Origin of the sequence: Lacibacter luteus (assembly GCF_004118265.1) — a bacterium.
GTDB classification, from domain to species: domain Bacteria; phylum Bacteroidota; class Bacteroidia; order Chitinophagales; family Chitinophagaceae; genus Lacibacter; species Lacibacter luteus.
Genome location: NZ_SDHW01000010.1, coordinates 20,604 through 46,624 on the forward strand (window position 1 = coordinate 20,604; position 26,021 = coordinate 46,624).

Genomic DNA, 26,021 nt, shown 5'->3' on the forward strand with positions numbered 1-26,021 from the left:
GTTCACAAAATTCCCTTTTCATTCTTTTCGTACCTTGCCGCCCTGTTTAGATTGTTAACGATTGATTGCATAATTGAAACGTATGAATAAAGAACAATTGCGCCGCCAGCAGGCATTGGAGTATCATGCCAAAGGGCGTCCCGGTAAAATCGAAGTCATTCCAACTAAAGAAGCAAAAACCCAGCGTGATCTTTCATTGGCTTATTCGCCCGGTGTGGCTGAGCCTTGTATGGAAATTTTCCGCAACCCTGAAGATGTTTACAAGTACACAGCAAAGGGAAATCTTGTTGCCGTAATCAGTAATGGTACAGCAGTACTTGGTTTGGGCGATATTGGTCCAGAAGCGGGTAAACCCGTAATGGAAGGTAAAGGTGTACTCTTCAAAATTTTTGCAGACATTGATGTATTCGATATCGAGATCAATGAAAAAGATCCGGAAAAATTTGTTGAGATCGTTAAAGCGCTTGAACCAACATTCGGCGGTATCAATCTTGAAGACATTAAAGCTCCCGAATGCTTTTACATTGAAAAGCGTTTGAAAGAGGAAATGAAAATCCCATTAATGCACGACGATCAGCATGGTACGGCTATCATCAGTGCCGCTGCACTCATTAATGCATTGGAATTACAGGATAAGAAAATCGACAAAGTACAGATTGTTGTAAATGGTGCAGGTGCTGCTGCCATTTCCTGTATTAAATTATACGTGGCACTTGGTGCAAAAAAAGAAAACATTAAAGTGTTCGACAGTAAAGGTCTCATCCACGATGAAAGAACTGATCTTGACGAACAGAAAAAAGAGTTTGTTGTAAAAAGCAAACCAATGACATTGGATGAAGGCATGAAAAATGCTGATGTGTTTATTGGTTTAAGTAAAGGCAATACTGTTTCGAAAGAAATGGTGAAGAGTATGGCGAAAAAGCCGATCGTATTTGCAATGGCCAATCCCGATCCGGAGATCACTTACGAAGATGCACTTGAAGCAAGAAAAGATGTGATCATGGGCACAGGCCGCAGCGATTATCCGAACCAGATCAACAACGTATTGGGCTTCCCTTATATTTTCCGTGGTGCGTTGGATGTACGTGCTACAAAGATCAACGAAGCAATGAAACTGGCTGCTGTAAAAGCGTTGGCCGAGTTAACAAAAACAACGGTTCCAGATATTGTGAATATGGCCTACAACGAAAAGAATATTTCGTTTGGCCCCAGCTATATTATTCCCAAGCCGCTTGATCCACGCTTGTTAAGTTATGTGGCACCTGCTGTAGCAAAAGCAGCTATTGAAAGTGGTGTGGCACAACATACCATTGCCGATTGGGATGCGTATGAAGAACAACTCAATAAACGTTTGGGTATCGATAACCAGTTGTTACGTGCCATTGGCAGCAAGGCAAGGAAAGATCCACGCCGTGTGGTATTTGCTGATGCAGAAAATGTAAAAGTATTGAAGGCCGCACAGCTTGCGTATGAAGAAGGTGTAGCATATCCGATTTTGTTGGGCGATGTGAACAACATCAAAGACATGGCCGACGTAAACGGCATCGATCTGGATGGCATTCCTGTTCTTGATCCGAAGAGTAAGGATAAAGAAACCGAAGCGATGCGTCAGCAATTTGGCGAACTGTTTTTCCAGAAGCGTCAACGTAAAGGATTGAATCGTTACGAAGCCGTAAAAGCAATGAAGGAACGTACACACTTTGGTTGTATGATGGTGGAAACAGGTGAAGCCGATGCACTCATCAGCGGTTTAAGCCGTAAGTATGCTGATACTATTCGCCCTGCATTGCAGATCATTGGTAAAGATGAAAAAGCCGGCAAGATCGCCGGTATGTACATTATGCTTACCAAACGTGGACCATTGTTCCTTGCCGATGCAACAGTGAACTTTAATCCGAAAGCAGAAGAGCTTGCAGATATTACGCAGCTTGTTGCAAAAGAAGTTCGTGCATTTGGTATTACACCACGTGTGGCTATGCTCAGCTACTCCAACTTTGGCAGCAGCGACAGCCCTGAAGCCAAGATGGTGGCAAAAGCCAGAGAAATTGTAAAGCAGCGTGAACCCAATCTTGTGTGCGAAGGCGATATTCAACCATTGGTTGCATTCAACAAAGAAATTCTGAAAGAGAATTATCCTTTTAGTGAATTGGTGAATGGCGAGCCTAACGTACTCATCTTCCCCAACCTTGCCAGCAGCAATATTGCTTACAACCTGTTGCAGGAAGTGGGCGATGCAGATGCAATAGGACCAATCCTGTTGGGCTTGAAAAAGTCGGTGCATATTCTGCAGCTTGGCAGTTCGGTGCGTTCCATTTTTAACATGGTGCTGATTTCTGTTATTGATGCGCAGATGAAAGGCAAAACAGATGTTGATGAAGCCATCATTAAATCGCCATGGTGGAAACGCTTTCGTAAAGTAAGTCACGATATGTGATGATCGACGACAGATTACAGACGACGGACCACAGCAGATTATGCTGATTAATCGTTACCAGATTAGTTTCATATTCTGCTGTGGTCTGTTTTTTTATAGCCTGTCAACTACATCAATTACAGATCATCATTTTAAATTGTTAACTAATTGGTATAGTACTATGCTGTTGTCAGTCGTCCGTGGTCTATCGTCTGCCGACTAATCATTATTTCACTATCTTCATTCTATGAATTTCTTCACGCATTTTGGCCGCTACCTTTTGATGATCAAAGGAATGTTTTCCAAGCCGGAAAATATGCGTCTTTACTGGAAAGAGCTGATGCACCAATGTAACGAGATCGGCATACGCTCTGTTGGCATTGTTGTTATCATCTCCATCTTTCTTGGTGCGGTAACTACGGTGCAAACAGCTTACCAGCTGATAACACCACTCATTCCTAAAACTGTTATTGCAGTAATTGTTCGTGATAATATTATTCTTGAACTTGCCCCTACATTAATATGCGTTGTGTTGGCAGGTGTTGTTGGCAGCCGTATTGCATCGGAGTTAGGTAATATGCGCATCAGCGAACAGATCGATGCTTTGGAAATTATGGGCATCAACACCAAGGCTTACCTGATTATGCCGAAAATTTTAGCGGCGTTGATCGTTGTTCCCTGTCTGGTTGTATTAGCAGCAGTACTCGGCATCTGGGGTGGTAAAGTTGCAGGTAACTTATCGGGCATTCTGCCACCAAGTATTTACAACGATGGCTTGCTCGAAGATTTTATTCCTTACAACGTTTTTTTTGCACTGAGTAAAACCTATACGTACGCTTTTATTATTTCCAGCATTCCTGCATACTACGGCTATCATGTAGAAGGTGGTTCGCTTGAAATTGGCCGGGCAAGTACAAAGAGCGTAATTGTAAGTTGTATTCTTATTTTATTGGCCGACTATGCGCTGGCTGCATTATTGTTATAACACATGATCGAGATAAAAAATATCAGCAAAGGTTTCAACGGCCGCACCGTTATTGATAATGTTTCTGCAACGCTTGAAACAGGAAAATGCAATTTAATTATCGGTGCAAGCGGCAGCGGTAAAACGGTTATGATGAAATGCCTCATTGGTTTGTTTGAACCCGATGCAGGTGAAGTTTTATACGATGGCGACAGTATTACCAACATGAATGATGAAGAGCGGAAAATGCTTCGTCAACAGATTGGTATGTTGTTCCAGGGTTCAGCATTATTCGATTCAATGACGGTGGAACAGAATGTGATGTTTCCGCTCGATATGTTTACCAATCTCAATCAAAAACAAAAACACGATAAAGTAAACGAAGTGCTTGCCCGTGTAAATCTTACCGGCGCTAACGATAAATTTCCTGCAGAAATAAGTGGAGGTATGAAGAAGCGTGTGGGCATTGCACGTGCTATTGTACTAAACCCGAAGTTTTTGTTTTGCGATGAACCTAACTCCGGTCTTGATCCCAAAACTTCGTTGGTAATTGATAAGTTGATTAAAGAAATTACTACTGAGTTTGGCATGACCACGGTAGTAAACACACACGACATGAACAGTGTAATGGAAATAGGCGATAAAATTATTTTCATGCACCAGGGGCATAAAGAATGGGAAGGTTCTAACAAAGACATCATCTTCAGTAAAAATGATGAGCTGAACAAATTCATTTTCGCATCCGACTTTTTGCAGGATGCAAAAGATATGCGTATGCTCGAAGCAAAGGGAAAAATTAAAAGCGACAGAGACATGGATGAGATGATGGGCTCTTCTTAATCCCCCAAAGGGAAGAAATAAAACAGCTACGTTTTAATTGAATTGTATGCGATTAAAATACCGGCTTACATATCTGTTCATTTTGCTGCTTGCAATGCATTTGCCCGCACATGAGTTTTGGCTGGAACCTCAGCAATATCTTTTTTCCCGAACTGAAGAAGTGAATATCCGTTTTCGTGTGGGTGAAAATTTTACCGGCGATAACTGGATGGGCAACCGACAGAAAGTAAATGAGCTGAAACTTTACTACGCAGATGTTGCAGACAACATCAGCGATGGGCTTTGTGATGATGAAGGCGACTCGCTGCAATTTTCTATACATGAAGAAGGCACTGCAATGGTTTGCTTCAACAACAGTAATTCGTTTATTGAACTGGATGCAGCAAAGTTTAACGCCTACCTTGAAGAAGATGGTTTGCAAAATGTAATTGACATCAGAAAGCAGTTGAATGAAACAGATTCGGCAGGAAGAGAATTTTACCAGCGTTCGGTTAAAACCATTGTACAGGTTGGAGCGGTTAAAACAAACATCTATAAAAAACAAACAGGACTACCAATTGATATTATTCCCCTCTCCCATCCTTACTTACTAAAAAACGGCGACTCACTTACTGTACAGGTTTTGTTTAATGGCAATCCTTTGAGCAATGCTAAAGTGCGTACATGGCACAAATTGCCAACAGGCGTAACTACCGGCAGTTATAAGAGTAATGCAAACGGCGAAATACGTTTCCCCGTTACAACAAGTGGTGAATGGATGGTTAGTTGTGTACGTATGACTCACTACCCAAAAGGCACAGAAGAAATACATTCTTCAACAGTTTGGCAAAGCTATTGGGGAAGTTTAACCTGGGGCTATACTGGCAAGAACAATTCTGCAACAGCAAGCCGTTAACCATGCTTAGCTAATGCTCATTCGTAAGCACAGGATTATATGCAGCGTAACAAAAATCTGCAATCGTAAATCCCCAATCCTAAATCATCATCCCCTATCTTTGCGCCACTAATAAAGTATTCCAAATGAGCATCCTCGTTAATAAAAACTCTAAAGTAATTGTGCAGGGCTTTACCGGCACCGAAGGTACTTTCCATGCAACACAAATGATCGAATACGGTACAAACCTTGTTGGTGGTGTTACACCTGGTAAAGGTGGTACTACACATTTAGACCGTCCTGTTTTTAACACTGTAGAAGAAGCGGTTAAAAAGGCGGGGGCCAATGTAAGTATCATTTTTGTACCACCTGCATTTGCTGCCGATGCAATTATGGAAGCTGCAAACGCCGGTATTGAACTGGTGGTTTGTATTACCGAAGGTATTCCTGTACAGGATATGGTGAAGGCGAAGAATTATCTCGTTGGAACAAATACCCGTTTGATCGGACCTAACTGTCCCGGTGTAATTACTGCAGGCGAATGTAAAGTTGGTATCATGCCCGGTTTCGTGTTTAAACAAGGCCGTATCGGTATCGTTTCAAAAAGCGGTACACTTACTTACGAAGCTGCTGACCAGGTTGCAAAAGCAGGCTTGGGTGTAAGTACTGCAGTAGGTATTGGTGGCGATCCTATTATTGGTACTACTACAAAAGAAGCGTTGGAATTATTTATGAACGATGAGAATACAGATGCAGTGGTAATGATTGGTGAAATTGGTGGTGGTATGGAAGCAGAAGCTGCACGTTGGTATAAAGAAAATGCAAAGAAACCTGTTGTAGGTTTTATTGCCGGACAAACAGCGCCTCCCGGTCGTCGTATGGGTCATGCCGGTGCCATCATTGGTGGTGCTGAAGATACTGCTGAAGCAAAAATGAAGATCATGGCTGAGTGTGGTATTAACGTAGTAGCAAGCCCTGCTGATATTGGTAAAACAATGGCCGCAGTATTAGGAAAATAAGATTCTTTTTAAGAGTGATATTAAAACCCCGCAATTGAATTGCGGGGTTTTTCTTTTACTGGATAATCAAAGACAGTATTTCCCGTTATTACAAAAAGCAAAGATTGAAACCACTGTTTATTCCTCTTCTTATTTCGTTTTTATTTCTTGGGCTGACTTCGAGAAGCCAGTCGGTTACTGAGAAAGATTTCCGATTGATGATAGATGGAAAAATTTATTCCGACACGGTTAATTTAATTACTGTTTCTGATCTGTTGAAAATGAAAACAGTGACGGTAAATTTCACTTGGATCAATGTAAAAAGCCTTGTCATTTATTATCAGCCTGCATTTTGCGAGGCATCAATTCAAAGATGTACTACCAACATTCTTTGTAATGATGCAAAAGACCTTACAAAAAAAATGAAGCCAGGCGACATCGTTGGTATTTCTGCTGATGAAGCCGTAAACAGGCAAGGAGTAAAAGTTTATATAAAAGAAGTCTTCTTTCGAATAAAATAACTTTACCACTATTTTCAGCCTTTCATTAATTCCTTTACATTAGTTCTATGCAACGAGTTTACGAAGAAGACAAGCAGTTTGAAGGCATTGATTATTCCGGCAAAAACTTACCGGTTGGCGATTATGAAAACTGCAAATTCATTAACTGCAATTTTGCAGAAACCAATCTTTCAAAAATAACCTTTATCGATTGTGTGTTCGATAACTGCAACCTCAGTGCTGCTTCAATCAACAGCACTTCGTTCCAGGAAATTATTTTCTCCAATTGCAAATTGATGGGCTTACGTTTTGAAGATTGTAATCAGTTTTTATTTACTGCCGGCTTTACAAGTTGCCAGCTTAGTCATTCAACATTTTATAAACTGAAACTGAAAAACACCCGCTTTACAAAATGTACTATGCAGCAGATTGATTTTACAGAAGCTGATCTGCATAGTGCAGTGTTCGACGATTGCGATTTACTGCATACAACTTTTGATAACACTGTTTTAGAGAAAGCCGATTTCAGAACGGCAATCAATTTTTCCATTGACGCCGAACGAAACAAACTAAAGAAGGCGAAATTTACAACAGCCGGACTGTCCGGCTTGCTGGATAAATACGATCTGCAAATTGATTAAGCTTTGCATATGAAAAGTGTACAACAAGCCTACAACAACTGGGCACAGCAATACGATACCAACGCTAATAAAACCCGTGATCTTGAAGCAAGATCGCTACGGGAAACATTAACACCACTATCGTTTACGCATTGTTTGGAAATTGGTTGTGGCACAGGGAAAAATACAGTTTGGTTGAGAGACAAAGCTGCGTCGGTTACAGCAGTTGATCTGAGTGAAGAAATGCTTAGCAAAGCAAAAGAAAAAATTACTGCAACACATGTACAGTTTGTACAGGCCGATATTACACAGCCCTGGAGTTTTGCAACAAAGCAGTTCGATCTTGTTGGTTTCAGTCTTGTGCTTGAACATATTGAGCAGCTATCGCCGGTACTTAAAAAAGCAGCAGACGCATTAACAACCGGCGGTCATCTCTACATCAGCGAATTGCATCCCTTTAAACAATACAGTGGCAGTAAGGCAAGATTTGAAACGGAAGCAGGTACACAGGTTGTTACCTGTTTTAATCATCATGTAAGCGATTTTCTTGATGCTGCAAAAGAAAACGGATTACAACTGCTTACACTCAATGAATATTTTGATGAGGATAACCGAACGAATATTCCCCGGTTGCTGACGTTACTCTTTCAGAAAAAATAACTAAGCCCCCGTTACCGGGGGCTTTTACAATAGATGCCTTTACTAAATGCTGCATTAATCTCTGTACGAAGAAATATATCGTGTAAGTTCAGTTTTACTTGTACCGTACGAAAACGCATCGTTTACAATAAAGTAATTGTTTCTGTCGGTTGTGTAACGGTAAGCATACTTCGCAAGCTCAAGTTTGTTTTGTTCAAAACTCATCAGCTGTACAAGTTCCTTTACCTGTTGTGCACTTACTGCATTGTTAGGCAAAACCGAACGGAGTAATTCCATTTTATTATCATCGAAATTGCTACGTTCAACCGATTGTTTTAACTGCTGAAATTTTTGATAATCCATCGGCTGGTAACGGTTGTTTCTGTCGTTGCCCCAGCCATCGTTGTTACGATCGTTACCCCAGCCGCCGTTGTTGCGGTCGTCACGGTTGTTCCAATCATCATTACGGTTATCGATTGCCTGTTCATCAACAAACACTTTACCAAAACGGTTTACAACAATATCGGTATGCATACCTCTGCGGATGTTTACGTTAGTGTTGTAAATAAGTTCATCACGGTTGTTGCCGAAAATACCTCTCCGTTTATTGTTGTTGTTATTGTTATTAACCGCATAGATCTGCACACGGTGATAACCTGGGTTTAAATTGCTGATCTGAAATTCACGGTTTCCAACCTGCACCTGTCTGCCATCAACCATTACACGAACAGGGTTAACAGACATGCTGGTAATACTCAACCGGCCATCGTCCCAACCTGCAAAACCTGCAGTTGCCATTAAGAGAAAAGCTACGAGTGTAAAAATTCTGTTCATAAAAACCTCCTTTGTTTTTTAATTCAGACGCAACAAAAAAGCAGAAGGCAAAACAAAAGCTGATAAAGATTCGTTAAAGCAATTCAGGTGTCAGGACGTTGCAAACGTCAGACACCGGAATTGCGGACAATAAGTATCTTACGTCTGCGACGTCCTGATACTGTTTATGCAATTCCTTGTTTCTTTGCATCTCATCAGCACAGTATTTGATTATCTTACAAAAAACGATTTCTATGTTGAAACGTATTTCGCTTGTTAACCTGTTTATCCTTTTATTCAGCATGAGTTTATTTGCACAAAACAAATTCAATTACACAGCTGCCTGGAAAAAAGTTGATGACCTGATCTCCAAAAAAGGATTGACCGAATCGGCCCTGAAAGAAGTAAAGACCATTTACGATGCAGCTAAAAAAGAAAAGAACAACGGACAGTTGCTCAAAGCTGTATTGTTTCGCTTAAGTCTGCAACAGCAGAAAGAAGAAGATGCTGATGAAAAAGCTATTGCTGAAATGGAGAAAGAGATCAGCATTGCTGCTGAACCATTAAAATCTGTTTTAACCAATTACGCAGCAGAAGCATACTGGCAATTTTTTCAGAACAACCGCTGGAAGTTTTACCAACGTACAAACACAGTTGGTTTTAATAAGGCTGATATTAATACATGGACCATTGATGATCTGCACAAAAAGATCAGCAGCCTGTTTCTTGCATCGCTGCAAAACAAAAAACTGTTGCAGCAAACCAAGCTCGATGCATTTGATGTAGTGATCAACAAAGGCAATGTGCGTCATCTTCGTCCAACATTGTACGATCTGCTGGCACACCGTGCCATTGATTATTTCAGCAACGATGAACGCAGCGTTACCAAACCCCAGGAAGTGTTTGAATTGAATATGGCTGCAGCTTACGACCCTGCTGCCGATTTTATTACAAGAAAATTCAACACTACTGATTCGTTATCGCTTACGCACAAAGCTTTGCTACTGTACAAAGAGTTAATTGCTTTTCACGTCAACGATACAAAGCCGGATGCATTGATGGATGTTGACCTTTTACGTTTACAATTTGTGCATCGCTATGCAACCATGGAAAATAAAACAGAGTTGTACCGCATGGCGTTGAATCATTTGCTGCACCAATACAACTTTCAACCGGTTTCTTCGCAGGCTGCATACCTGCTTGCAAGAGATTATGTCGATTATGCTTCTACCTACGATTTTAAAAAGCATAAAGTAAACGACGAACAGAACCCACGCTATTATTACCAGAAAGCAATGGAGTTGTGCAAACGTATTACTGCACAAACAACATTGAGCGAAGGAAGAGCGAATTGTGCAAATCTCATTAAAGAAATAGAAAGCAAACAACTGTCACTTACTTCAGAAAAAGTAAATCTGCCCGGCCGACCTTTCCGCTCCTTAGTGAACTATAAAAACGTTCCCAAAATCTTTTTACGCATTATTCCTGTCAGCAAAACTGATATGGAGAATATGGAACAGAATCGTTGGGAAGATGAATACTGGAAAAAATTGATTGCACTGAAAGCAGTTAATACAATTTCTTATTCCTTGTCCGCTACAGAAGATTACCAGCAACACAGCACAGAAATAAAAGTACCTGCATTACCTGTTGGCACTTATCTCTTACTTGCAAGTGCAGATGAAAAATTCACGCTTACAAAAAATGCATTGGCTGTTCAGTTCTTTCATGTAAGTGCCATTGCATGGATGCACAGTAACAATAACTTTTTTGTATTGAACAGGGAAAGCGGTCAGCCATTGCAAAAAGCAGCAGTGACTGTTTGGGAACGTTATTACGATTACAACCTGCGTAAGACTGTCAACAACAAAGTGGGCAATTACAACACCGATGTTAATGGCTGGTTTACTGTCGGCAGTAAAAGTGAAAACAGGCATAGCCGCACATTAGAAATCAGCTATGAAAAAGATCATCTCTTTTTAGATGATGCTGCGTATGGCTATATTTACGAGGACAAGCCTTCAACTGTTGATGAAGCAAAAACAAGACGCACTTTCTTCTTTACCGATCGTTCGATTTATCGCCCCGGGCAAACAATCTATTTCAAAGGCATTGTTACTGCAACGGATGCAACAACCCGTTTACCAAAAGTTGTGAGCAATCTTGGTACAACTATTTATCTCTACGATGCCAATTACCAGAAAGTAGATTCCATAAAACTGACAACAAACGAATTTGGTTCTTATGCAGGAAAGTTTGTGTTACCTGTTGGCCGCATCAACGGTCAATATTATTTACAGGAATCGGCCACCAGTGCCAGTGCTTATTTTTCTGTAGAAGAATACAAGCGGCCGAAGTTTTTTGTAGAGTATCAACCCGTCAAACAAAGTTTCCGTATTAACGATGCGATTACTGTTACTGGCGAAGCAAAAGCGTATGCAGGTAATAATATTGATGGCGCAAAAGTTAAGTACCGTGTAGTGCGTCAACCTCGTTTGCTTTATCCCTGGCTTAGCTGGAAATGGGGCTGGCCGCAAATGAATGCACAGGAAATTGCGCATGGTGAAGCCACTACAAAAGCAGATGGCAGTTTTGAAATCAAGTTCAACGCTGTACCCGATAAACAGGTGCGTAAAGAATTGGACCCTGTGTTCGATTATAAAGTGATTGCTGATGTAACCGACTTAAATGGTGAAACACGAAGTGGCGAAACAGCCATCAGTGTTGGGTACAGTGCATTGCAATTAATGATCAGCTTGCCGAAAGGTGAATTGCAACAGGCTGCACAATTCAACAGCATCAACATCCGCACACAAAACCTGATGAATGAATTTGTGAAGAGTACGGTTACAGTAAGCATGTATAAATTAAAATCACCTGAGCGTCTTATCCGCAACCGTTATTGGGAAGCACCTGATCAGTTCATCATCAATGAGAAAGATTACTTCGCCGATTTTCCGAATGATGAATACAACAACGAAGCTGATAAAGAAAATTGGGAGAAGGGAGCAAAGTTGTTTGAACAGACTGATACATCGAAAGCAAGTGGTGAGTGGTCAGTGGTGAGTGGTCAGTTGAAAGCCGGCTGGTACTTGATAGAAGCAATTACGAAAGACAAAGATGGCAAGGAAGTAAAGAATCAAACTTATGTGCAGTTATCGGATGCAACCAATAAACTGTCAACGCCTGAATATGTTTGGCAACTGCCTTCCACTGTAACAGGAGAGCCGGGCACTAATGCAACGCTTCAGTTTGGAACAAGTGCCGCCAATGTGTTTTTAATTCAGCTTGATCCGAACAGCTCAACAGGCAACATGCAGTTCTACCAACTGAATAACGAACAGAAACAATTCATTGTTCCTGTTACTGAAAAGCAAAGAGGTGGTTTTGGTTATGCCTATGCGTTTGTAAAAAATAACCGCTTCTACAACTTTACCCGTTATGTGCATGTTCCGTGGACAAACAAAGATCTGAACATCACGTATGAAACCTTCCGTGATAAAACATTACCAGGTAGTGAAGAACAATGGAAGATCAAGATCAGTGGCTACAAAGGCGATAAAGTAGCAGCAGAAATGCTGGCAAGTATGTACGATGCATCGCTTGATCAGTTCAGGATTCATCAATGGAATAAACCGAATCTATTTCCGATAAATTATTTGCAGAGTAACTGGAGTGGTGCAGGGTTTGCAACAATTAATTCAAATGAGAAATCTTATGTTGTTGAAGACATTGTCGATTATGAAAAGCATTATGATTTATTTAAACAAATCGGCAACTACTTTGGCATGTTTGAAGGAGTAGCGTATAAGAGAACATCTCCTCGTATTCTTGCAGATCAACAAATGGCTCCTGCGACAGCACCCAAAGAGGCAATGGCTATGAAGCGTGAAGAAAATAATAATTGGGCTGGCAACATTGGTGCTGATTCCACTGCTAATTTTAAGGACGCAATCCTTCCGTCAAAAGAAAAACCTGCTGATGCATCTTCTTCCATCCGCACCAACTTTAACGAAACAGCTTTCTTCTTCCCCGATCTGAAAACAGATGCTGAAGGTAACATCACGTTCAGCTTTACCGTGCCGGAAGCATTAACGAAATGGAAAGCACAGTTGCTGGCACATACAAAAGACCTGTCGATGGGCTTGAGTGAAACAAGTATTGTTACACAAAAAGACCTGATGGTGCAACCATTTGCTCCACGTTTCTTACGAGAAGGTGATCGGTTTGAATTTACAGCCAAGATCAGCAACCTCACCGATAAAGAAATTACCGGAGTAAGCAACCTGCAATTACTCAACACAGCCACTATGCAACCTGTTGATGGCTGGTTCCAGAATACATTTCCTGTACAGCATTTCACTGTTGGGCCAAAACAAAGTACAGTGGTGAAGTTCCGCACCGAAGTGCCTTATAATTTCAACGATGCTTTAACGTACAGGATCATTGCAAAAGCTGATAACAAAACAGATGGTGAAGAAGCAACACTGCCTGTACTCACCAACCGCATGCTGGTAACAGAATCGTTACCGTTGTGGATGAATGGTGACGGCACAAAAACATTCAACTTCAGTAAACTGCTCAACTCTGAGAAATCAGAGAGTTTAACACATCATCGTTTTACCATTGAGTTTACCAGCAATCCTGTTTGGTATGCAGTGCAGGCATTGCCTTACTTAATGGAATATCCTTACGAATGTGCAGAGCAAACATGGAACCGGTTTTATGCAAATGCATTGGCATCGCACATCACACAAAAACTGCCACGCATACAGCAGGTGATGCAGCAATGGAAAATAAAAGACACGGCTGCATTAATGAGCAATCTGCAAAAGAATGAAGAATTAAAATCGGCATTGCTGCAGGAAACACCTTGGGTGTTCCAGGCAAAAAATGAAGAGCAGCAAAAGAAAAACATTGCGTTGTTGTTCGATATGATCCGCATGAGCAGTGAGTTAAGCAAAACCATTGCACAACTGCAACAGATGCAAACTGTGAACGGTGGTTTTATGTGGTTCAAAGGTGGACCCGATGATCGTTACATTACACAATACATTGTAACAGGTATTGGTCATCTGCAAAAATTAAATGCCGTGCCAAAAGAACAACAGTCAGCGTTGAATGCAATGCTGGCAAAAGCCATTCCTTATCTCGATAAACGAGTGAAAGAAGATTACGATAACCTGCTGAAGTATAAAACACCGTTGAAGAATAACAATATCGGTTCTACGCAAATACAGTATCTCTATATGCGTAGCTTCTTCCCTGCTGTTGCACAAACAAAAGGAACAGAAACAGCGTTCAATTATTACAATACGCAGGCGAAACAGTTTTGGTTAAGTCAAAGCAAGTATATGCAGGGCATGATCGCATTGGCTATGCAGCGCAGTAAAGATGCAAAAACAGCAACTGCCATTGTGAATTCGTTAAAAGAAAATGCACTCTTTAACGAAGAGATGGGTATGTACTTTAAAGATTTCACGTCAGGTTATTATTGGTACCAGGCACCAGTTGAAGCACAGGCCTTGATGATCGAAGTATTCAATGATGTAACGGCTGATAAAAAAGCAGTGAATGATCTGAAGACATGGTTGCTGAAACAAAAGCAAACACAAAACTGGAAAACAACGATTGCTACTGCTGAAGCATGTTATGCATTGTTGTTGCAAGGCGGTGAATGGATCGCTACTGAACCTGTTGTGGAAATAAAAGCAGGCGATCAATTGTTCAGCACATCAACTGAAAAAACAGAAGCAGGCACCGGTTATTTCAAACGCAGCATTGAGGGCAATTTTGTGAAACCAGCATTCGGCAACATCAATGTAAGTGTGAGCAAATCGAATGGTCAACCAACATGGGGTGCAGCATACTGGCAGTACTTTGAAAACTTAGATAAGATCACATCGGCTGAAACACCATTGAAATTGCAGAAGAAATATTTTGTAGAGCGCAACACCGCAAGCGGCCCGGTACTTACTCCTGTAAACGAAGGCGATGAATTGAAAGTGGGTGACAAAATAAAAGTGCGTATTGAATTGCGTGTTGATCGTAACATGGAATATGTACACATGAAAGATATGCGTCCGAGTTGTATGGAACCGGTGAATGTCATCAGTCAATACAAATGGCAGGGCGGCTTAGGTTATTATGAAAGCACCAAAGATGCCAGCACCAGTTTCTTCTTCAGTTGGCTTAACAAAGGCACTTATGTTTTTGAGTACCCGATGTTCATTACCCATGCAGGTAATTACAGCAGCGGCATCACAACTATTCAGTGCATGTATGCGCCTGAATTTACAAGTCATAGTGAAGGGGTGAGAGTGAAAGTGAATGAGTGATGAATGATGAGTATAAAAAGAGGCAGCTTTCGCTGCCTCTTTGCTTTGGTTAAAGTTGGAACCTATTTATCAATTGATCCCAATACTTTTTTCATAAATGCATTGGCTGCATCTTTTTCGGCCATACCATCGGCAATCATCCGGTGAACTTCCAGAGCACCGCACATGTTCGAAATCAATTCGCCAATCACATCTACCTCTTCGGGTTTTAATGAAGATGCTTCTGATGTATTTTCCAATACACGGATAGCCGTTTCAATTTCTTCAACCGAGCAGGTCTGTTGTATTTTTCTAATTACCGGTAATTTCATTGATCAACGATTTAACGGGTTCTTCTTTATTAGTCTGTATCTGGCTGATCAGTTGTCCGCCTTTGAAACCTGCAAACGTAGGCAGGTTGTTTACGCTTGCCAGCTTGCGTGATCCTGGAAATTTCTCTGCATCAGCAATAATAAACGCAACTGTTTCCTGTTCGCCCGCCAAACGTTTAAACTTCGGTTTCATTAAACGACAGTTACCACACCAGCCTGCAGAATACATCACCATTGCATCGGGATGATCTGCAATCAACTGCTCAAGATTATCTTCTGTTAATTCAATAAACATCTTTGTTTCATTAATTTTTTGAAAAATAATCAGCAACACCTTCCTGTGTAGCAGTCATTGCCTTATCGCCTTCTTCCCAGTTTGCAGGACAAACTTCACCAAACTTTTCTACGTGTAACTGCGCATCGATAATGCGGAGTGCTTCATCGATATTGCGGCCTAAAGGAAAATCGTTGATCGATTCATGACGAACGATGCCTTCCTTATCAATTAAAAATGTACCACGGTATGCAATAGGTGCACCGCTGAACGACCATGTACGTGTAACAGCATCGAAACTGTATTCCCCACCAAGTACACCGTAATTCATTGCTACGGTTTTTGCAACATCGGCAACCAATGCATAGGTTACACCTTCAATACCACCGTTATCTTTTGCAGTAGTTAACCATGCAAGATGCGTTTCTTCTGTATCGGTAGAACAACCTACCACAACCGTATCTCTTTTTTCAAACTCAGCCAGTTTTTCCTGGAAAGCATGAATTTCTGTTGGACAAACAAATGTGAAATCTTTTGGATAGAAGAAGAACAACACATTTTTCTTTCCGATGTATTGTTCAAGACTGAAATCTTCAACAATCTCTTCGCCGTTAATTACCGCACCTGTTTTAAATAAGGGAGCTTTTTTACCTACTAATGCCATATGTACTGATTTTTAAGAGCGCAAAGGTACGTGTGGCACAACTAAAACAGTGTGCTAAAACGCACCAATATGCTGTGGAATCGTACTGTTTTTCCACATCAACATCTGCAGGCTGTTAAAAAATCTGCAACAAACAAACGAGTGGTAGAAGATCAATTACTAAAACAGGATGATCTCTGTTTTTTCTTTTTTCTTTTTGCGGAATAAGCGTCTGCGTTCTTTAACAGGCTTGTAAATTTCTTTTGCTTTGAGAACAAGTTGCAACAGTTCCTGCTGCCAGTAATCGTTTCGGTTTACACTACTGTTCAAAAGATTGATCAACGATTCCCAGCTATACACTTTCAGGTGTGGCGATTGTTTGAGCATTAACCCAAACATGGCAACTGCAGCAGAGAAGCGGTAACTGCTATCTACTGTGTAAAGCGATTTGTAATTATTACGAAGCTGAAATGTTTCCGCTTGTTTCTCTTTTTCGTTTACAGTTTGATAACCCAACTCAGCCGTTGCCAATTCTTCATCTGCATTGTAAGTGCTGTTCATCTCCACTTCAAACACCGCAGTAACAATATGGCCGGTGCCAATTTCACCACCTTCTAAAATACTTGCACTGTCGGCCAGCACATCTTTCCTGTTATCAAAGCCAATTAAGCGGTATTTCTTTATTTGTTTTGTGTTGAACGATGCATTCAGGTAAGCATCATCCACCACCGCATACAATGTTTGCATCAACTCTTTCACCAATACTTTTTCTGCTTCGGGTATGTTATCGAGATAAGCAAAATTGCCATTACCCTTTTTTGCAAGCACTTCCAGTTTCGAATCTTTATAATTACCCATGCCTACACCCAGGCATGTAAGATAAATACCTGTTTGCTGTTTCTGTGTAATGAGTTGTATCAAGGCTTCTTCGCTCGATTCGCCTACATTAAAATCACCATCGGTAGCAAGTATCACTCTGTTATTGCCGCCTTTTATAAATTGACTTTGTGCAAGTCTGTACGCCTGCCTGATGGCCGACTCTCCCGGCGTATCGCCTCCTGCACCAAGCGAATCAATTACTGCCATGATCTTTTCTTTTTCGTTGCCCCCGGTTGGTTGCAATACAATACCCACTGTTCCTCCATACACCATCATTGAAATGGTATCGATCGGTCGAAGATTCTGCACCATCATGCGAAATGCAGTTTGCAACAGGGGTAAACGGTTGGGTAAATCCATCGATCCGCTTACATCAACTAAAAAAACAAAATTGCTTGGTGGCAATGAGTCGTAATTTATTTTCCGTGCATGCAGTTGCAAAAACAATAAACGGTTCATGGGGTTCCAGGGACAATCCGTCAATTGCGATTCGGTATAAAATTCTTTCCCTTGTTGCGGTGCTTTGTATTGCTGTGGAAAATAATTGAGCATCTCTTCTATACGCACTGCATCTTTCGGTACCACAGAATGCGTATTGATAAACCGCCTGATATTGCTGTAAGATGCTTTATCTACATTTAACGCAAACCCAACTGATGGATATTCTGCAGTATTGTTGAAACTGTTTTCAATTTGTTCGGAATAGGTTTCGCCATTGGCAAAACCAATATTGTTACGCTCCTGTACTTTGTCTTTTGTTAAAGAAAGTAATTTTCGTTTGGGATTGCTGATGGCCGAACTTGGCTTAATCTCTACTGTACTAAACTCATTACTGTTTAGTACAACTGTTTTTTCTTCGTAGCCATTCAGAAAAAAGCTCACGGTATCTCTTACTTTTGAAGAAGGCAAACCAAACCCACCTGTTGAACCGGATTGATAAAATGAATTGGAAGAATGTACACGTATACGTACCAATGCAAGTCCTGCACCTGTTGGATCTTTTACTTCCCCACGAAAATAATATTGAGCATCCGCAACAATTGCGAACAGGAGCAAGCACACCAAAGTAATATACCGTGGTTTCATAATTATACTCCTGCTTCGCCGGGTTAGTGGTTGGCTTATCAGGAAGGGTTCTCTGTAAGCTGGTAAATTTCTTTCAGGTTGCGTCCAAGACCGTCATAGTCTAAGCCATAACCAAGTAAAAATTTATTCGGCACAGAAAACCCTAAATAATCAATTTGTATAGGATACGTAGTTGCTTCCGGCTTGTGCAATAAAGAAGCAATTTTTAAAGATGCCGGTTGTTGGTTATGCAGTTGTGGCAAAAACTCACTCAGGGTTTTACCTGTATCAATAATATCTTCAATAACCACCACATGCCTGTCTACAATGTCAGTATCTAAACCAATAGCTGTAATTACCTGGCCTGTAGATTTTGTTCCTTTATATGAAGCAAGCTTAATAAAACAGATCTCTGCATCAACATGAATTTGTTTGAACAGATCGGATGCAAACATAAACGACCCGTTAAGGATAGCAATAAACAATGGCTTTTTACCTGCATAATCAGTATCGATCTGTTTGCCCAATTCGGCAATGCGTGCAAGTACGATTGCTTCCGTCATATACGGAACAAAATATTTATCGTGTACCTTAATTGGTTCTGCCATGCTGTTTATTTATTGATGATGATCTCTGATCCTTCTTTTAAATCGGTACCCGCCAGTTTATTCCATTGCTGAATTTGAACCAGCGATACTTCGTATTTTTTTGAAATGCTGTATAGGGTTTCCTTCGGCTGCACAACATGTACAATCACTTCTTTATTCAACATCACCATTTCATCAGCTTCTGTTGCGGGTTGCAAAACAATTTCTTTTATTGTTACAGCTAATTTAGGAACTGCTGTTGCAGGTGTTTGCAGAAATATTTTTTCACCTACTGCCGGTTGCTGATTAACAGTAATTCTGTTCAATTGCAATAACGCATCTAAACGGATACCTTGTGCCTGTGCTATGTCGTACACTGTTTCGCCTTCTGTTACAATATGCACCACATCAACACCTGTACGGCGTTTACGTTGCAGGTAAATGAGTTGATCTTTTTCCAATTGCTCTGCTTCTTTCAGATCATTAAAATCGAACAACCACTTCAGCTGTACATTATACTTTTGTGCAATTGCCAGAAACGCAGTTCCTTTTGCAACATACACTACTCTTGTATCATTAATACGAAACTCGCCGCTTGGGTAATCTACAGCAACTTTCACCACTTCTTTTTTCGGTTCTTCTTTCTTTACAACTGCTGCAACTTCCGGTTGTGACTTTGCAACTGTTTGCGTAGCAACGGGCTGTTGCTGTACAGTTGTAACTGCAGTTGTTACCGGGGTTGACGAAACAGGTTGTTCATTTTTTGCAAGAATCGGTTCGTTACCGGTTTTTCTTGTTATTGCAATTAATGAATATTCGTTGAGGTTATATTTTTCAATGTATTTGATTAACATGGCGGGATAAGCAGGGTTGGTTGCGTAACCTGCTTTCTTTAAACCATAAGCCCATGCTTTGTAATCTGCCGGATTCAGATCGAACAGAAAATTATAATGCTTTCTTGTGCGTAAAAAGTTGGAGTGGTCGATATACGATTCTTCGGCATTGTTATAAACACGGAAACATTCACCGGGTGCATCATCATCATGACTTACCGATGGACCCGTCCATGTTTCTTTACACTTAATACCAAAATGATTGTTTGATTTTTTTACCAGCTTACTGTTGCCGTTTTCTGTTTCAACAATGCCCTGTGCCAATGTAATAGATGCCGGAACACCTGTGCGGATCATTTCCTTCATTGCAATTTCTTTGTAAGCATCAATATACTCTTCAATCGAAATGGTTTGTGCATTTGCTGCAACAAAAGCAAAAAGAGCCATGGACAGATACAACAGTCTCCTCATAGTATATTTTATTTTTTTCGGATGAGAAACAATCCGTCTCTCAGTGTTAACATTATTTTTTCAACTTCCTCATCAGCAGCTATCAGTTCATTAAAAGCGTGTACTGCTTTTCCGTTCTTGCCTTTTATCTCCTCTTCCAGCACATCGCCGTGAAAAAGCACATTGTCGGCAAGAATTAAACCTCCACTTCTTAAACGTGGCTTTACCAGCTCGTAGTATCTGGCGTAACCCGTCTTATCTGCATCGATAAACACCAGGTCCCATGTTTCGTTTAACTGCGGAATAATTTCCTGTGCATTGCCAACATGCAGCTGAATACGATCCTGCATACCGGCCTGTTCAAAATTAGCTTTTGCAACTGCTGCATCTGCTTCCCGCATTTCAATGGTATGTAGTATTCCTTCTACAGCAAGACCTTTTGCAAGACAAATACTGCTGTAGCCAACCATGGTACCAATTTCGAGTATGCGTTGGGGTTGTACCAGTTTGCTGATGATTTCAAGGAACTGACCCTGGAGATGGCCGCTCAGCATATGCGGCTGTTTGTGCGATTGTTCCGTTTCGGCTATTATGCGTTGCAATACGGCATCTTCCTTAGAAGAATAAAGTGCTGCATATGTTTCGGCCTTCGGGTTGATCAACTCCAAGTAAAAACGTTTCGGCAAAGATAAAACACATGCGCCGAAAACAGGCAATAATCGGCAGGCAATTGGCAATAACCAATCAGGCTATCGCCTGCTTTGCTTCTGCTTTGTGAGAGATCATGAACAGACCAATAAAGGTTAAAAGGCCGTTGATGATGAGCAATTCAAGTCCTACTTCAAACGAGCCGAATAATTGTTTCTGAAATTTATCAATAAAGAAACAGATTACAGGAGCAACAATACATACAATGGGCACCAGCTTATCGTTTACTGCACGTTTGGTTATAATGCCAAAAGTGAACAAGCCAAGTAATGGCCCATATGTGTAAGCTGCTACTTTTAATATCACGCCGATCATGCTTGGTTCGTTTACCCATTTGTACACCATTACCAGCACAAGAAATACAGCTGCAAAAGTGAGATGCACCCGTTGTCTTACTTTTTTCTTTTCAGCATCACTCATATCAGCTCTACGTTGTATGCCGATAATATCAATACAGAATGAAGATGTGAGTGCAGTAATAGCGCCATCGGCACTTGGAAACAATGCAGATATGAGTGCAATGATGAAAATAACCGATACGATCGGCGGCATATGGTTTAATGCAATTGCGGGGAAGAGTTTATCGCCTGCAGCTGTAATACCCTGCTGTTGTGCAAACAATAACAGTACGCCCCCGAGAAAAAGGAATAACATCAAAACGATCATTAAAATAAAACCAAGCGTAAGTACATTCTTTTGCGAATCCTTTAATGTCTTCACCGAAATATTTTTTTGCATCATTTCCTGGTCCATACCTGTCATCGTAATGGTAATGAATGCACCGGCTAAAATCTGTTTCAGAAAAAACAATTTGCCTGACGGGTCGGTAAAGAAAATTTTGGAGTAGCCTTTCTCATTCATGGCAGTAATGCTATCGCCAAAACTCATTCCCATTTGATTGAGCAGGTACACCACACATATTACAAGGCCAGACAGCATAAATGTTGTTTGCAGGGTATCTGTCCACACAATTGTTTTTACGCCGCCTTCGTAAGTGTATAACAAGATCATAAGAAGAATAACCAGTGTTGTTACCCAAAAAGGAATATTGATGTTGGCAGGCAAAGCATCCTGCAAAATTTTTACTACAAGGTACAGCCGTGCAGTTGCACCCAATGTTCTTGAAAGAATAAAGAATGAGGCACCTGTTTTGTATGATCTGAATCCCAATCGTCCGCTGAGATAATTGTAGATGGAAGTAAGATTGAGTTTGTAATACAACGGAAGCAATACATAAGCAATGGCAATGTACCCGATCAGATAACCAATTGTAATTTGAAAATAAGCAAACGATTCTTTTGCAACTGCCCCGGGCACACTTACAAACGTAACACCGCTGAGCGAAGTACCGATCATACCAAATGCCACCAACATCCAGTTGCTGCTGCGGTTACCTATAAAAAACGAGTCGTTGTTTGAATTTTTAGATGTGTACCACGCTACCACCAGTAATAACAAAAAATAACCAAATACAAATGAAAACAGCAATAAAGGCGACATACCAATTCGTTTAAAAATGAAGATAAAGAATTAATCGTACGGTGAAACAGTTTCTGTACTTTGCGCTATCTAACTTTAACTATGCAACTATCATCACTCGCTGTTTTTTGCGGATCGAAACCGGGCAACGACCCTTTGTTTACTGCACATGCAAAAGAGCTTGGCCACATAATGGCTGAACGAAACATTAAACTTGTTTATGGCGGTGGAGGCAAAGGTTTAATGGGTGCTGTTGCTGATGCGGTAATGGAAGGCAACGGCAAAGTTGTTGGTATTATTCCGGAAATTCTGCTGGAATGGGAAGCACAACATAAAGGCATTACAGAGCTGCATGTAGTAAGCGATATGCATATCCGTAAAAAAATGATGTATGAACTTTGCGATGCTGCAGTAATTCTTGCAGGTGGTTATGGCACACTTGATGAGCTGTTTGAAATGCTGACATGGAATACATTAAAGATCCACAGCAAAAAAATATTTTTACTTAACAGCAATGGATATTACACACACCTGATTGCTCATATGCGACAGATGTACAAAGAAAATTTTCTGTACGAAGAAATTGAAGAACGTATTGTAATTGTTAGCGAGCCGAAAGAAATATTTGCTTAACGTTTTTGCGGTTTCAGGTAAAACATAAACCCTGTACGAAACACCGGTAACAGGCTGTTTGTTTGCCTGTCTACATATGGCGAATTTGGTTTGCGCAACACATCAACCATAATGCTTGTAAAAAACTGCGCCCTTCCTATTTGCCTGCTGCCATAACCTGCGCCAACCAATACACTGGGGCTTGCGTAAGCATCTCTAACCGATCCATATTGATCAGTATATTTTTCTGCAATGCGGTTGTATTCAAACTGTCCTGTTATAAAAAACTGGTTAATGATCCAGCCACGTACATATGGCCCTGCACCGTATGCAAAGAATTTATACGACGTACCGCTGCCATAATTTTGCGTGATGTAGTTGATATTTGTAGCAATGCCAACATCCAGGAAATTGTTTAAACTGTAACCGATCTCCGGGTTAAGACCGAGTATCCAGCCCTGCGAAAAACCTACGTTAATACCGGAGCCGATATACATCTGTTCCTGCTTGAAACCTTTTTCACGTTCTTCTTTTTGTGCAAACAGGTTTAAACTAACCAGCACTAAGCAAAAAGCAACTATACTTTTTTTCATGACTCCAGTTTGTTTATTACAGATCGAAAATTTTTCCCGGGTTGAGAATATTGTTTGGATCGAAAGCTCTTTTTATTTCACGCATCAGTTTCAGGTTAGCTTCTTTCATTACAATATCCATGTAACCTTTCTGAATTAAACCAACGCCATGCTCTCCACTGATTGTTCCGCCAAGCCCATGTACCAATGCAAACATAGCACGCAGGCATTTCGCCATTTCTGCATCGCCATAGCTGTTAGGCGTACCTTCTTTATGAATACGGATGTGCAGATTACCATCGCCTGCATGGCCATAGCAAACTACGTTGAAATCGTATTCTTTACCCAATGCTTTTACTCCTTTAATGAGTGCCGGCAGTTCGGCACGTGGTACCACTGTATCTTCTTCGATGGTATAACCCACCATCTTCACAGCTTCTGCTACACGACGGCGCAACTTCCACAACTCAGCCTTCTGCTGTGCATCATCTGCAAAATACAATTCACCAATATCATATTTCGTTAAGAGTTCGCCAATTGCTTCCATGTCTTTCATCAACACATCCATGTCGTTGCCATCCACTTCAATAATTAAATGCGCAGCAGTATCATCTGTAAGAGGTACAGCAGAACTATCCACCATTTTACTTACAATCTGTAAGGCATCGATCTCAACTAATTCCAATCCACTTGGCACAAATCCTGCTCTGAATATTTCGCTTACTGCTTCACCCGCCTGTTCCAGATTTTTAAAAGGAACCAACATCAACAGATCGTACTTTGGCAAGGGAATCAACCGCAATACAATTTTTGTAACAACGCCCAATGTGCCTTCGCTGCCAACTATTAAGTGAGTAAGATTATAACCTGTTGAATACTTCAATACATTGGCGCCTGTCCAGATAACTTCTCCGTTGGGCAACACTACCTCAAGGTTCAACACATAATCACGCACCACACCATACTTCACCGCTTTCGGGCCGCCACTGTTGGCAGAAATATTTCCGCCAATAAAACAACTGCCTCTGCTGCTTGGATCGGGAGGATAAAACAAACCAAGTTTTTTCACTTCCTCCATCAACACTTCTGTAATTACGCCGGGCTCTGTTGTTACCTGGTGATTACGTTCATCAATATTGAGGATAGAATTGAGACGTTCGGTAGAAAGTAATACACCTCCTTTATCGGCCAATGCTGCACCTGCCAATCCAGTACCTGCACCACGTGGTGTAACCGGAATAAGCTTTTCGTTACACAGCTTCATAATGGCGCTGATCTCTTCTGTTGTGCGTGGCTTTACCACCACTTCCGGAGGAAAATGAAGATTCTCTGTTTCATCGTGTGCATACCTGCTGAGCGATTCTTCATCTACAAAAACATACTGTTCGCCAACAATCGTTTTCAGTTGCTCAACAATCTGCAGATCAACTTTTGCATATTCATCAACGGAGGTCATGTGCTGAAATTTTGGGCGAAATTCGGAAAGGTAGTGCAGGCGGCAAAATCAAATAAAAGAATGGCTGTTCGCTAATAGGTAAAGCGCTTATGCATTAAAATCTCGGACACATACTTTGTCTACGTTGACTCTTATCGCCAAAATATTCGTTGTAGTAGCCGTTCTTGATCAACGAAAATTCATAGGCTCCGTTCGCATTATTAAAGCGTGCAAGATTGCTTGTTGTAGCATCGTAAGTAAATGTAAAACGAATGTCTTTCCATTCGAGACCAACCATAGCAACAGCTGCATCCTTCCAGCGATAGTAAGCCCCGCCAAACACAACCACACTTCCATCGCCCAATACATTGTGTGCAAGGTTGCCTCCAAACACAAGTTCATTGGCTTTTGCCTGCGATGAAAAATAAGCGTTGGGGTTTACAATCCAGTCGTCGTTTACTTTAAAGCTTCCATTTAAAAAACCAATGTAACGGCGTGGCACTTCGTTGGTACCGTTGCTGAAGAATGTTTCTTTGGGCTTGTTGATATGATGTACCGAAACGCCAGCATTGATGTAAGTGTTCTCTGTTGGGAAATAAGCATAGTTCATTCCTACCTGTAAATCGAAATAAGAAGTATTCGGATTGGCAATAATGGATTCGCCTGTAGGAGCACCTGCATCAAAAAACTTTCCATTCCATTGATTATCGAAAGTAAGCTTGGTTATATCGATACGTTTGTTGGCATAACCGGCATTAAATCCTGCACTTAACAAGCTGCTCAAGCCTATCATTTGGTGATATGCAACAGATGCATACACTTTATTTGAACGAAGATTACCACGACCGGCAACATCATTCAGCAACACTGCACCAACACCAACCCATCCGTTTTCAATTGAATTACGAAATATCTGTGCATCGCCCCAAACACTCGCTGTGCGGTAAGGCACAGGAATAGAAGTCCATTGATTGCGGAAGTTGCCGCCAATACGATAATCCGCTTCAGGAATAAATCCTGTATTCGCCGGGTTTGTTGTTAATGGCGAATTCATAAATTGAGAGAAATGTAAATCCTGTGCAACTGCAGTTACTTGCAGCAACAATAAGATCAACGCAGCACCTGTAATTCGTTTACACATCATGGCTCATCATTTAAGCATTTATTTCGCTGT

At 41.0% G+C, this 26,021-nt stretch carries 22 protein-coding genes; 10 read left to right on the plus strand and 12 right to left on the minus strand.

Translation table 11 applies throughout. The annotated features are described in order from the left end of the window. Positions 1–82: 82 nt before the first annotated feature. The 8 genes from ESA94_RS20885 (at position 83) to ESA94_RS20920 (ending at position 7,869) form a co-directional block, all read left to right on the plus strand. On the plus strand, positions 83–2,434 hold the full coding sequence (locus tag ESA94_RS20885; RefSeq protein ID WP_129132906.1) for an NADP-dependent malic enzyme: 2,352 nt from the start codon (positions 83–85) through the stop codon (positions 2,432–2,434). A 226-nt stretch (positions 2,435–2,660) separates the two neighbouring features. Beyond that, entirely contained in the window at positions 2,661–3,398 is a 738-nt protein-coding gene (locus tag ESA94_RS20890) for an MlaE family ABC transporter permease (RefSeq protein WP_129132907.1), read from the plus strand. A 3-nt stretch (positions 3,399–3,401) separates the two neighbouring features. Continuing rightward, positions 3,402–4,217: an ABC transporter ATP-binding protein gene (locus ESA94_RS20895; RefSeq protein ID WP_129132908.1), complete on the plus strand. Its 816-nt coding sequence runs from the start codon at positions 3,402–3,404 to the stop codon at positions 4,215–4,217. Between the two features lie 46 nt (positions 4,218–4,263). Beyond that, positions 4,264–5,112, plus strand: a complete 849-nt coding sequence (locus tag ESA94_RS20900) for a DUF4198 domain-containing protein (protein ID WP_129132909.1) — start codon at positions 4,264–4,266, stop codon at positions 5,110–5,112. Between the two features lie 125 nt (positions 5,113–5,237). Then, positions 5,238–6,110 carry a succinate--CoA ligase subunit alpha gene (gene sucD, locus ESA94_RS20905; RefSeq protein WP_129132910.1) on the plus strand — a complete coding sequence of 291 codons (873 nt, stop codon included), beginning with the start codon at positions 5,238–5,240 and terminating at the stop codon, positions 6,108–6,110. Between the two features lie 104 nt (positions 6,111–6,214). Next, a complete protein-coding gene (locus tag ESA94_RS20910; RefSeq protein WP_129132911.1) occupies positions 6,215–6,610 on the plus strand; it encodes a hypothetical protein in 396 nt (131 codons plus the stop codon). 47 nt (positions 6,611–6,657) lie between these two features. After that, positions 6,658–7,230: a pentapeptide repeat-containing protein gene (locus tag ESA94_RS20915; RefSeq protein WP_129132912.1), complete on the plus strand. Its 573-nt coding sequence runs from the start codon at positions 6,658–6,660 to the stop codon at positions 7,228–7,230. 9 nt (positions 7,231–7,239) lie between these two features. Beyond that, positions 7,240–7,869, plus strand: coding sequence for a class I SAM-dependent DNA methyltransferase (locus ESA94_RS20920; RefSeq protein WP_129132913.1), 630 nt, complete (start codon positions 7,240–7,242; stop codon positions 7,867–7,869). Positions 7,870–7,923: 54 nt separating this feature from the next. Here the strand turns inward: ESA94_RS20920 and ESA94_RS20925 are convergent, their stop codons facing one another. Further along, positions 7,924–8,682: a DUF4476 domain-containing protein gene (locus ESA94_RS20925; protein WP_129132914.1), complete on the minus strand. Its 759-nt coding sequence runs from the start codon at positions 8,680–8,682 to the stop codon at positions 7,924–7,926. A 233-nt stretch (positions 8,683–8,915) separates the two neighbouring features. Here ESA94_RS20925 and ESA94_RS20930 point away from each other — a divergent pair, with 233 nt between their 5' ends. Continuing rightward, a complete protein-coding gene (locus ESA94_RS20930) occupies positions 8,916–14,999 on the plus strand; it encodes an alpha-2-macroglobulin family protein (protein ID WP_129132915.1) in 6,084 nt (2,027 codons plus the stop codon). Between the two features lie 62 nt (positions 15,000–15,061). On the opposite strand, the gene ESA94_RS20935 is transcribed toward ESA94_RS20930, so the two are convergent. The 8 genes from ESA94_RS20935 to ESA94_RS20970 all read right to left on the minus strand — a co-directional run bounded on the left by ESA94_RS20935 (position 15,062) and on the right by ESA94_RS20970 (position 22,249). Next, positions 15,062–15,310 (minus strand): DUF6952 family protein, encoded by a 249-nt coding sequence (locus tag ESA94_RS20935; protein WP_129132916.1) that lies wholly within the window; start codon positions 15,308–15,310, stop codon positions 15,062–15,064. Next, on the minus strand, positions 15,291–15,605 hold the full coding sequence (locus ESA94_RS20940; RefSeq protein ID WP_129132917.1) for a thioredoxin family protein: 315 nt from the start codon (positions 15,603–15,605) through the stop codon (positions 15,291–15,293). The genes ESA94_RS20935 and ESA94_RS20940 overlap by 20 nt, the downstream gene beginning before the upstream one ends. A gap of 10 nt (positions 15,606–15,615) precedes the next feature. After that, on the minus strand, positions 15,616–16,248 hold the full coding sequence (locus tag ESA94_RS20945) for a peroxiredoxin (RefSeq protein ID WP_129132918.1): 633 nt from the start codon (positions 16,246–16,248) through the stop codon (positions 15,616–15,618). A 159-nt stretch (positions 16,249–16,407) separates the two neighbouring features. Beyond that, positions 16,408–18,162: a vWA domain-containing protein gene (locus ESA94_RS20950; RefSeq protein WP_164972820.1), complete on the minus strand. Its 1,755-nt coding sequence runs from the start codon at positions 18,160–18,162 to the stop codon at positions 16,408–16,410. Between the two features lie 68 nt (positions 18,163–18,230). Beyond that, positions 18,231–18,779 carry a hypoxanthine phosphoribosyltransferase gene (hpt, locus tag ESA94_RS20955; protein ID WP_129132920.1) on the minus strand — a complete coding sequence of 183 codons (549 nt, stop codon included), beginning with the start codon at positions 18,777–18,779 and terminating at the stop codon, positions 18,231–18,233. Between the two features lie 5 nt (positions 18,780–18,784). After that, positions 18,785–20,062 (minus strand): glucosaminidase domain-containing protein, encoded by a 1,278-nt coding sequence (locus ESA94_RS20960; RefSeq protein ID WP_129132921.1) that lies wholly within the window; start codon positions 20,060–20,062, stop codon positions 18,785–18,787. A gap of 8 nt (positions 20,063–20,070) precedes the next feature. Beyond that, a complete protein-coding gene (locus ESA94_RS20965) occupies positions 20,071–20,709 on the minus strand; it encodes an O-methyltransferase (protein WP_129132922.1) in 639 nt (212 codons plus the stop codon). 76 nt (positions 20,710–20,785) lie between these two features. Then, a complete protein-coding gene (locus ESA94_RS20970; RefSeq protein ID WP_129132923.1) occupies positions 20,786–22,249 on the minus strand; it encodes a sodium:solute symporter in 1,464 nt (487 codons plus the stop codon). An 81-nt stretch (positions 22,250–22,330) separates the two neighbouring features. Between ESA94_RS20970 and ESA94_RS20975 the strand changes: the two genes are divergently transcribed. Continuing rightward, positions 22,331–22,861: an LOG family protein gene (locus tag ESA94_RS20975; RefSeq protein ID WP_129132924.1), complete on the plus strand. Its 531-nt coding sequence runs from the start codon at positions 22,331–22,333 to the stop codon at positions 22,859–22,861. Here ESA94_RS20975 and ESA94_RS20980 read toward each other — a convergent pair. The 3 genes from ESA94_RS20980 to ESA94_RS20990 all read right to left on the minus strand — a co-directional run bounded on the left by ESA94_RS20980 (position 22,858) and on the right by ESA94_RS20990 (position 25,991). Beyond that, the gene (locus ESA94_RS20980; RefSeq protein ID WP_129132925.1) at positions 22,858–23,433 is read right to left on the minus strand and encodes a hypothetical protein; all 576 of its coding nucleotides are present in this window, start codon (positions 23,431–23,433) and stop codon (positions 22,858–22,860) included. The genes ESA94_RS20975 and ESA94_RS20980 overlap by 4 nt on opposite strands. 16 nt (positions 23,434–23,449) lie before the next feature. Then, on the minus strand, positions 23,450–24,868 hold the full coding sequence (locus ESA94_RS20985) for an FAD-binding oxidoreductase (RefSeq protein ID WP_129132926.1): 1,419 nt from the start codon (positions 24,866–24,868) through the stop codon (positions 23,450–23,452). 94 nt (positions 24,869–24,962) lie between these two features. After that, positions 24,963–25,991, minus strand: coding sequence for a PorP/SprF family type IX secretion system membrane protein (locus ESA94_RS20990; RefSeq protein WP_129132927.1), 1,029 nt, complete (start codon positions 25,989–25,991; stop codon positions 24,963–24,965). Between the last annotated feature and the right edge of the window lie 30 nt (positions 25,992–26,021).

Coding starts and splice junctions, on each gene's coding strand:
- ESA94_RS20885 (WP_129132906.1), top strand. CDS start 83: ATGAATAAAGAACAATTGCGCCGCCAGCAGGCATTGGAGTATCATGCC.
- ESA94_RS20890 (WP_129132907.1), top strand. CDS start 2,661: ATGAATTTCTTCACGCATTTTGGCCGCTACCTTTTGATGATCAAAGGA.
- ESA94_RS20895 (WP_129132908.1), top strand. CDS start 3,402: ATGATCGAGATAAAAAATATCAGCAAAGGTTTCAACGGCCGCACCGTT.
- ESA94_RS20900 (WP_129132909.1), top strand. CDS start 4,264: ATGCGATTAAAATACCGGCTTACATATCTGTTCATTTTGCTGCTTGCA.
- sucD (WP_129132910.1), top strand. CDS start 5,238: ATGAGCATCCTCGTTAATAAAAACTCTAAAGTAATTGTGCAGGGCTTT.
- ESA94_RS20915 (WP_129132912.1), top strand. CDS start 6,658: ATGCAACGAGTTTACGAAGAAGACAAGCAGTTTGAAGGCATTGATTAT.
- ESA94_RS20920 (WP_129132913.1), top strand. CDS start 7,240: ATGAAAAGTGTACAACAAGCCTACAACAACTGGGCACAGCAATACGAT.
- ESA94_RS20925 (WP_129132914.1), bottom strand. CDS start 8,682: ATGAACAGAATTTTTACACTCGTAGCTTTTCTCTTAATGGCAACTGCA.
- ESA94_RS20930 (WP_129132915.1), top strand. CDS start 8,916: ATGTTGAAACGTATTTCGCTTGTTAACCTGTTTATCCTTTTATTCAGC.
- ESA94_RS20935 (WP_129132916.1), bottom strand. CDS start 15,310: ATGAAATTACCGGTAATTAGAAAAATACAACAGACCTGCTCGGTTGAA.
- ESA94_RS20940 (WP_129132917.1), bottom strand. CDS start 15,605: ATGTTTATTGAATTAACAGAAGATAATCTTGAGCAGTTGATTGCAGAT.
- ESA94_RS20945 (WP_129132918.1), bottom strand. CDS start 16,248: ATGGCATTAGTAGGTAAAAAAGCTCCCTTATTTAAAACAGGTGCGGTA.
- hpt (WP_129132920.1), bottom strand. CDS start 18,779: ATGGCAGAACCAATTAAGGTACACGATAAATATTTTGTTCCGTATATG.
- ESA94_RS20960 (WP_129132921.1), bottom strand. CDS start 20,062: ATGAGGAGACTGTTGTATCTGTCCATGGCTCTTTTTGCTTTTGTTGCA.
- ESA94_RS20970 (WP_129132923.1), bottom strand. CDS start 22,249: ATGTCGCCTTTATTGCTGTTTTCATTTGTATTTGGTTATTTTTTGTTA.
- ESA94_RS20975 (WP_129132924.1), top strand. CDS start 22,331: ATGCAACTATCATCACTCGCTGTTTTTTGCGGATCGAAACCGGGCAAC.
- ESA94_RS20980 (WP_129132925.1), bottom strand. CDS start 23,433: ATGAAAAAAAGTATAGTTGCTTTTTGCTTAGTGCTGGTTAGTTTAAAC.
- ESA94_RS20985 (WP_129132926.1), bottom strand. CDS start 24,868: ATGACCTCCGTTGATGAATATGCAAAAGTTGATCTGCAGATTGTTGAG.
- ESA94_RS20990 (WP_129132927.1), bottom strand. CDS start 25,991: ATGATGTGTAAACGAATTACAGGTGCTGCGTTGATCTTATTGTTGCTG.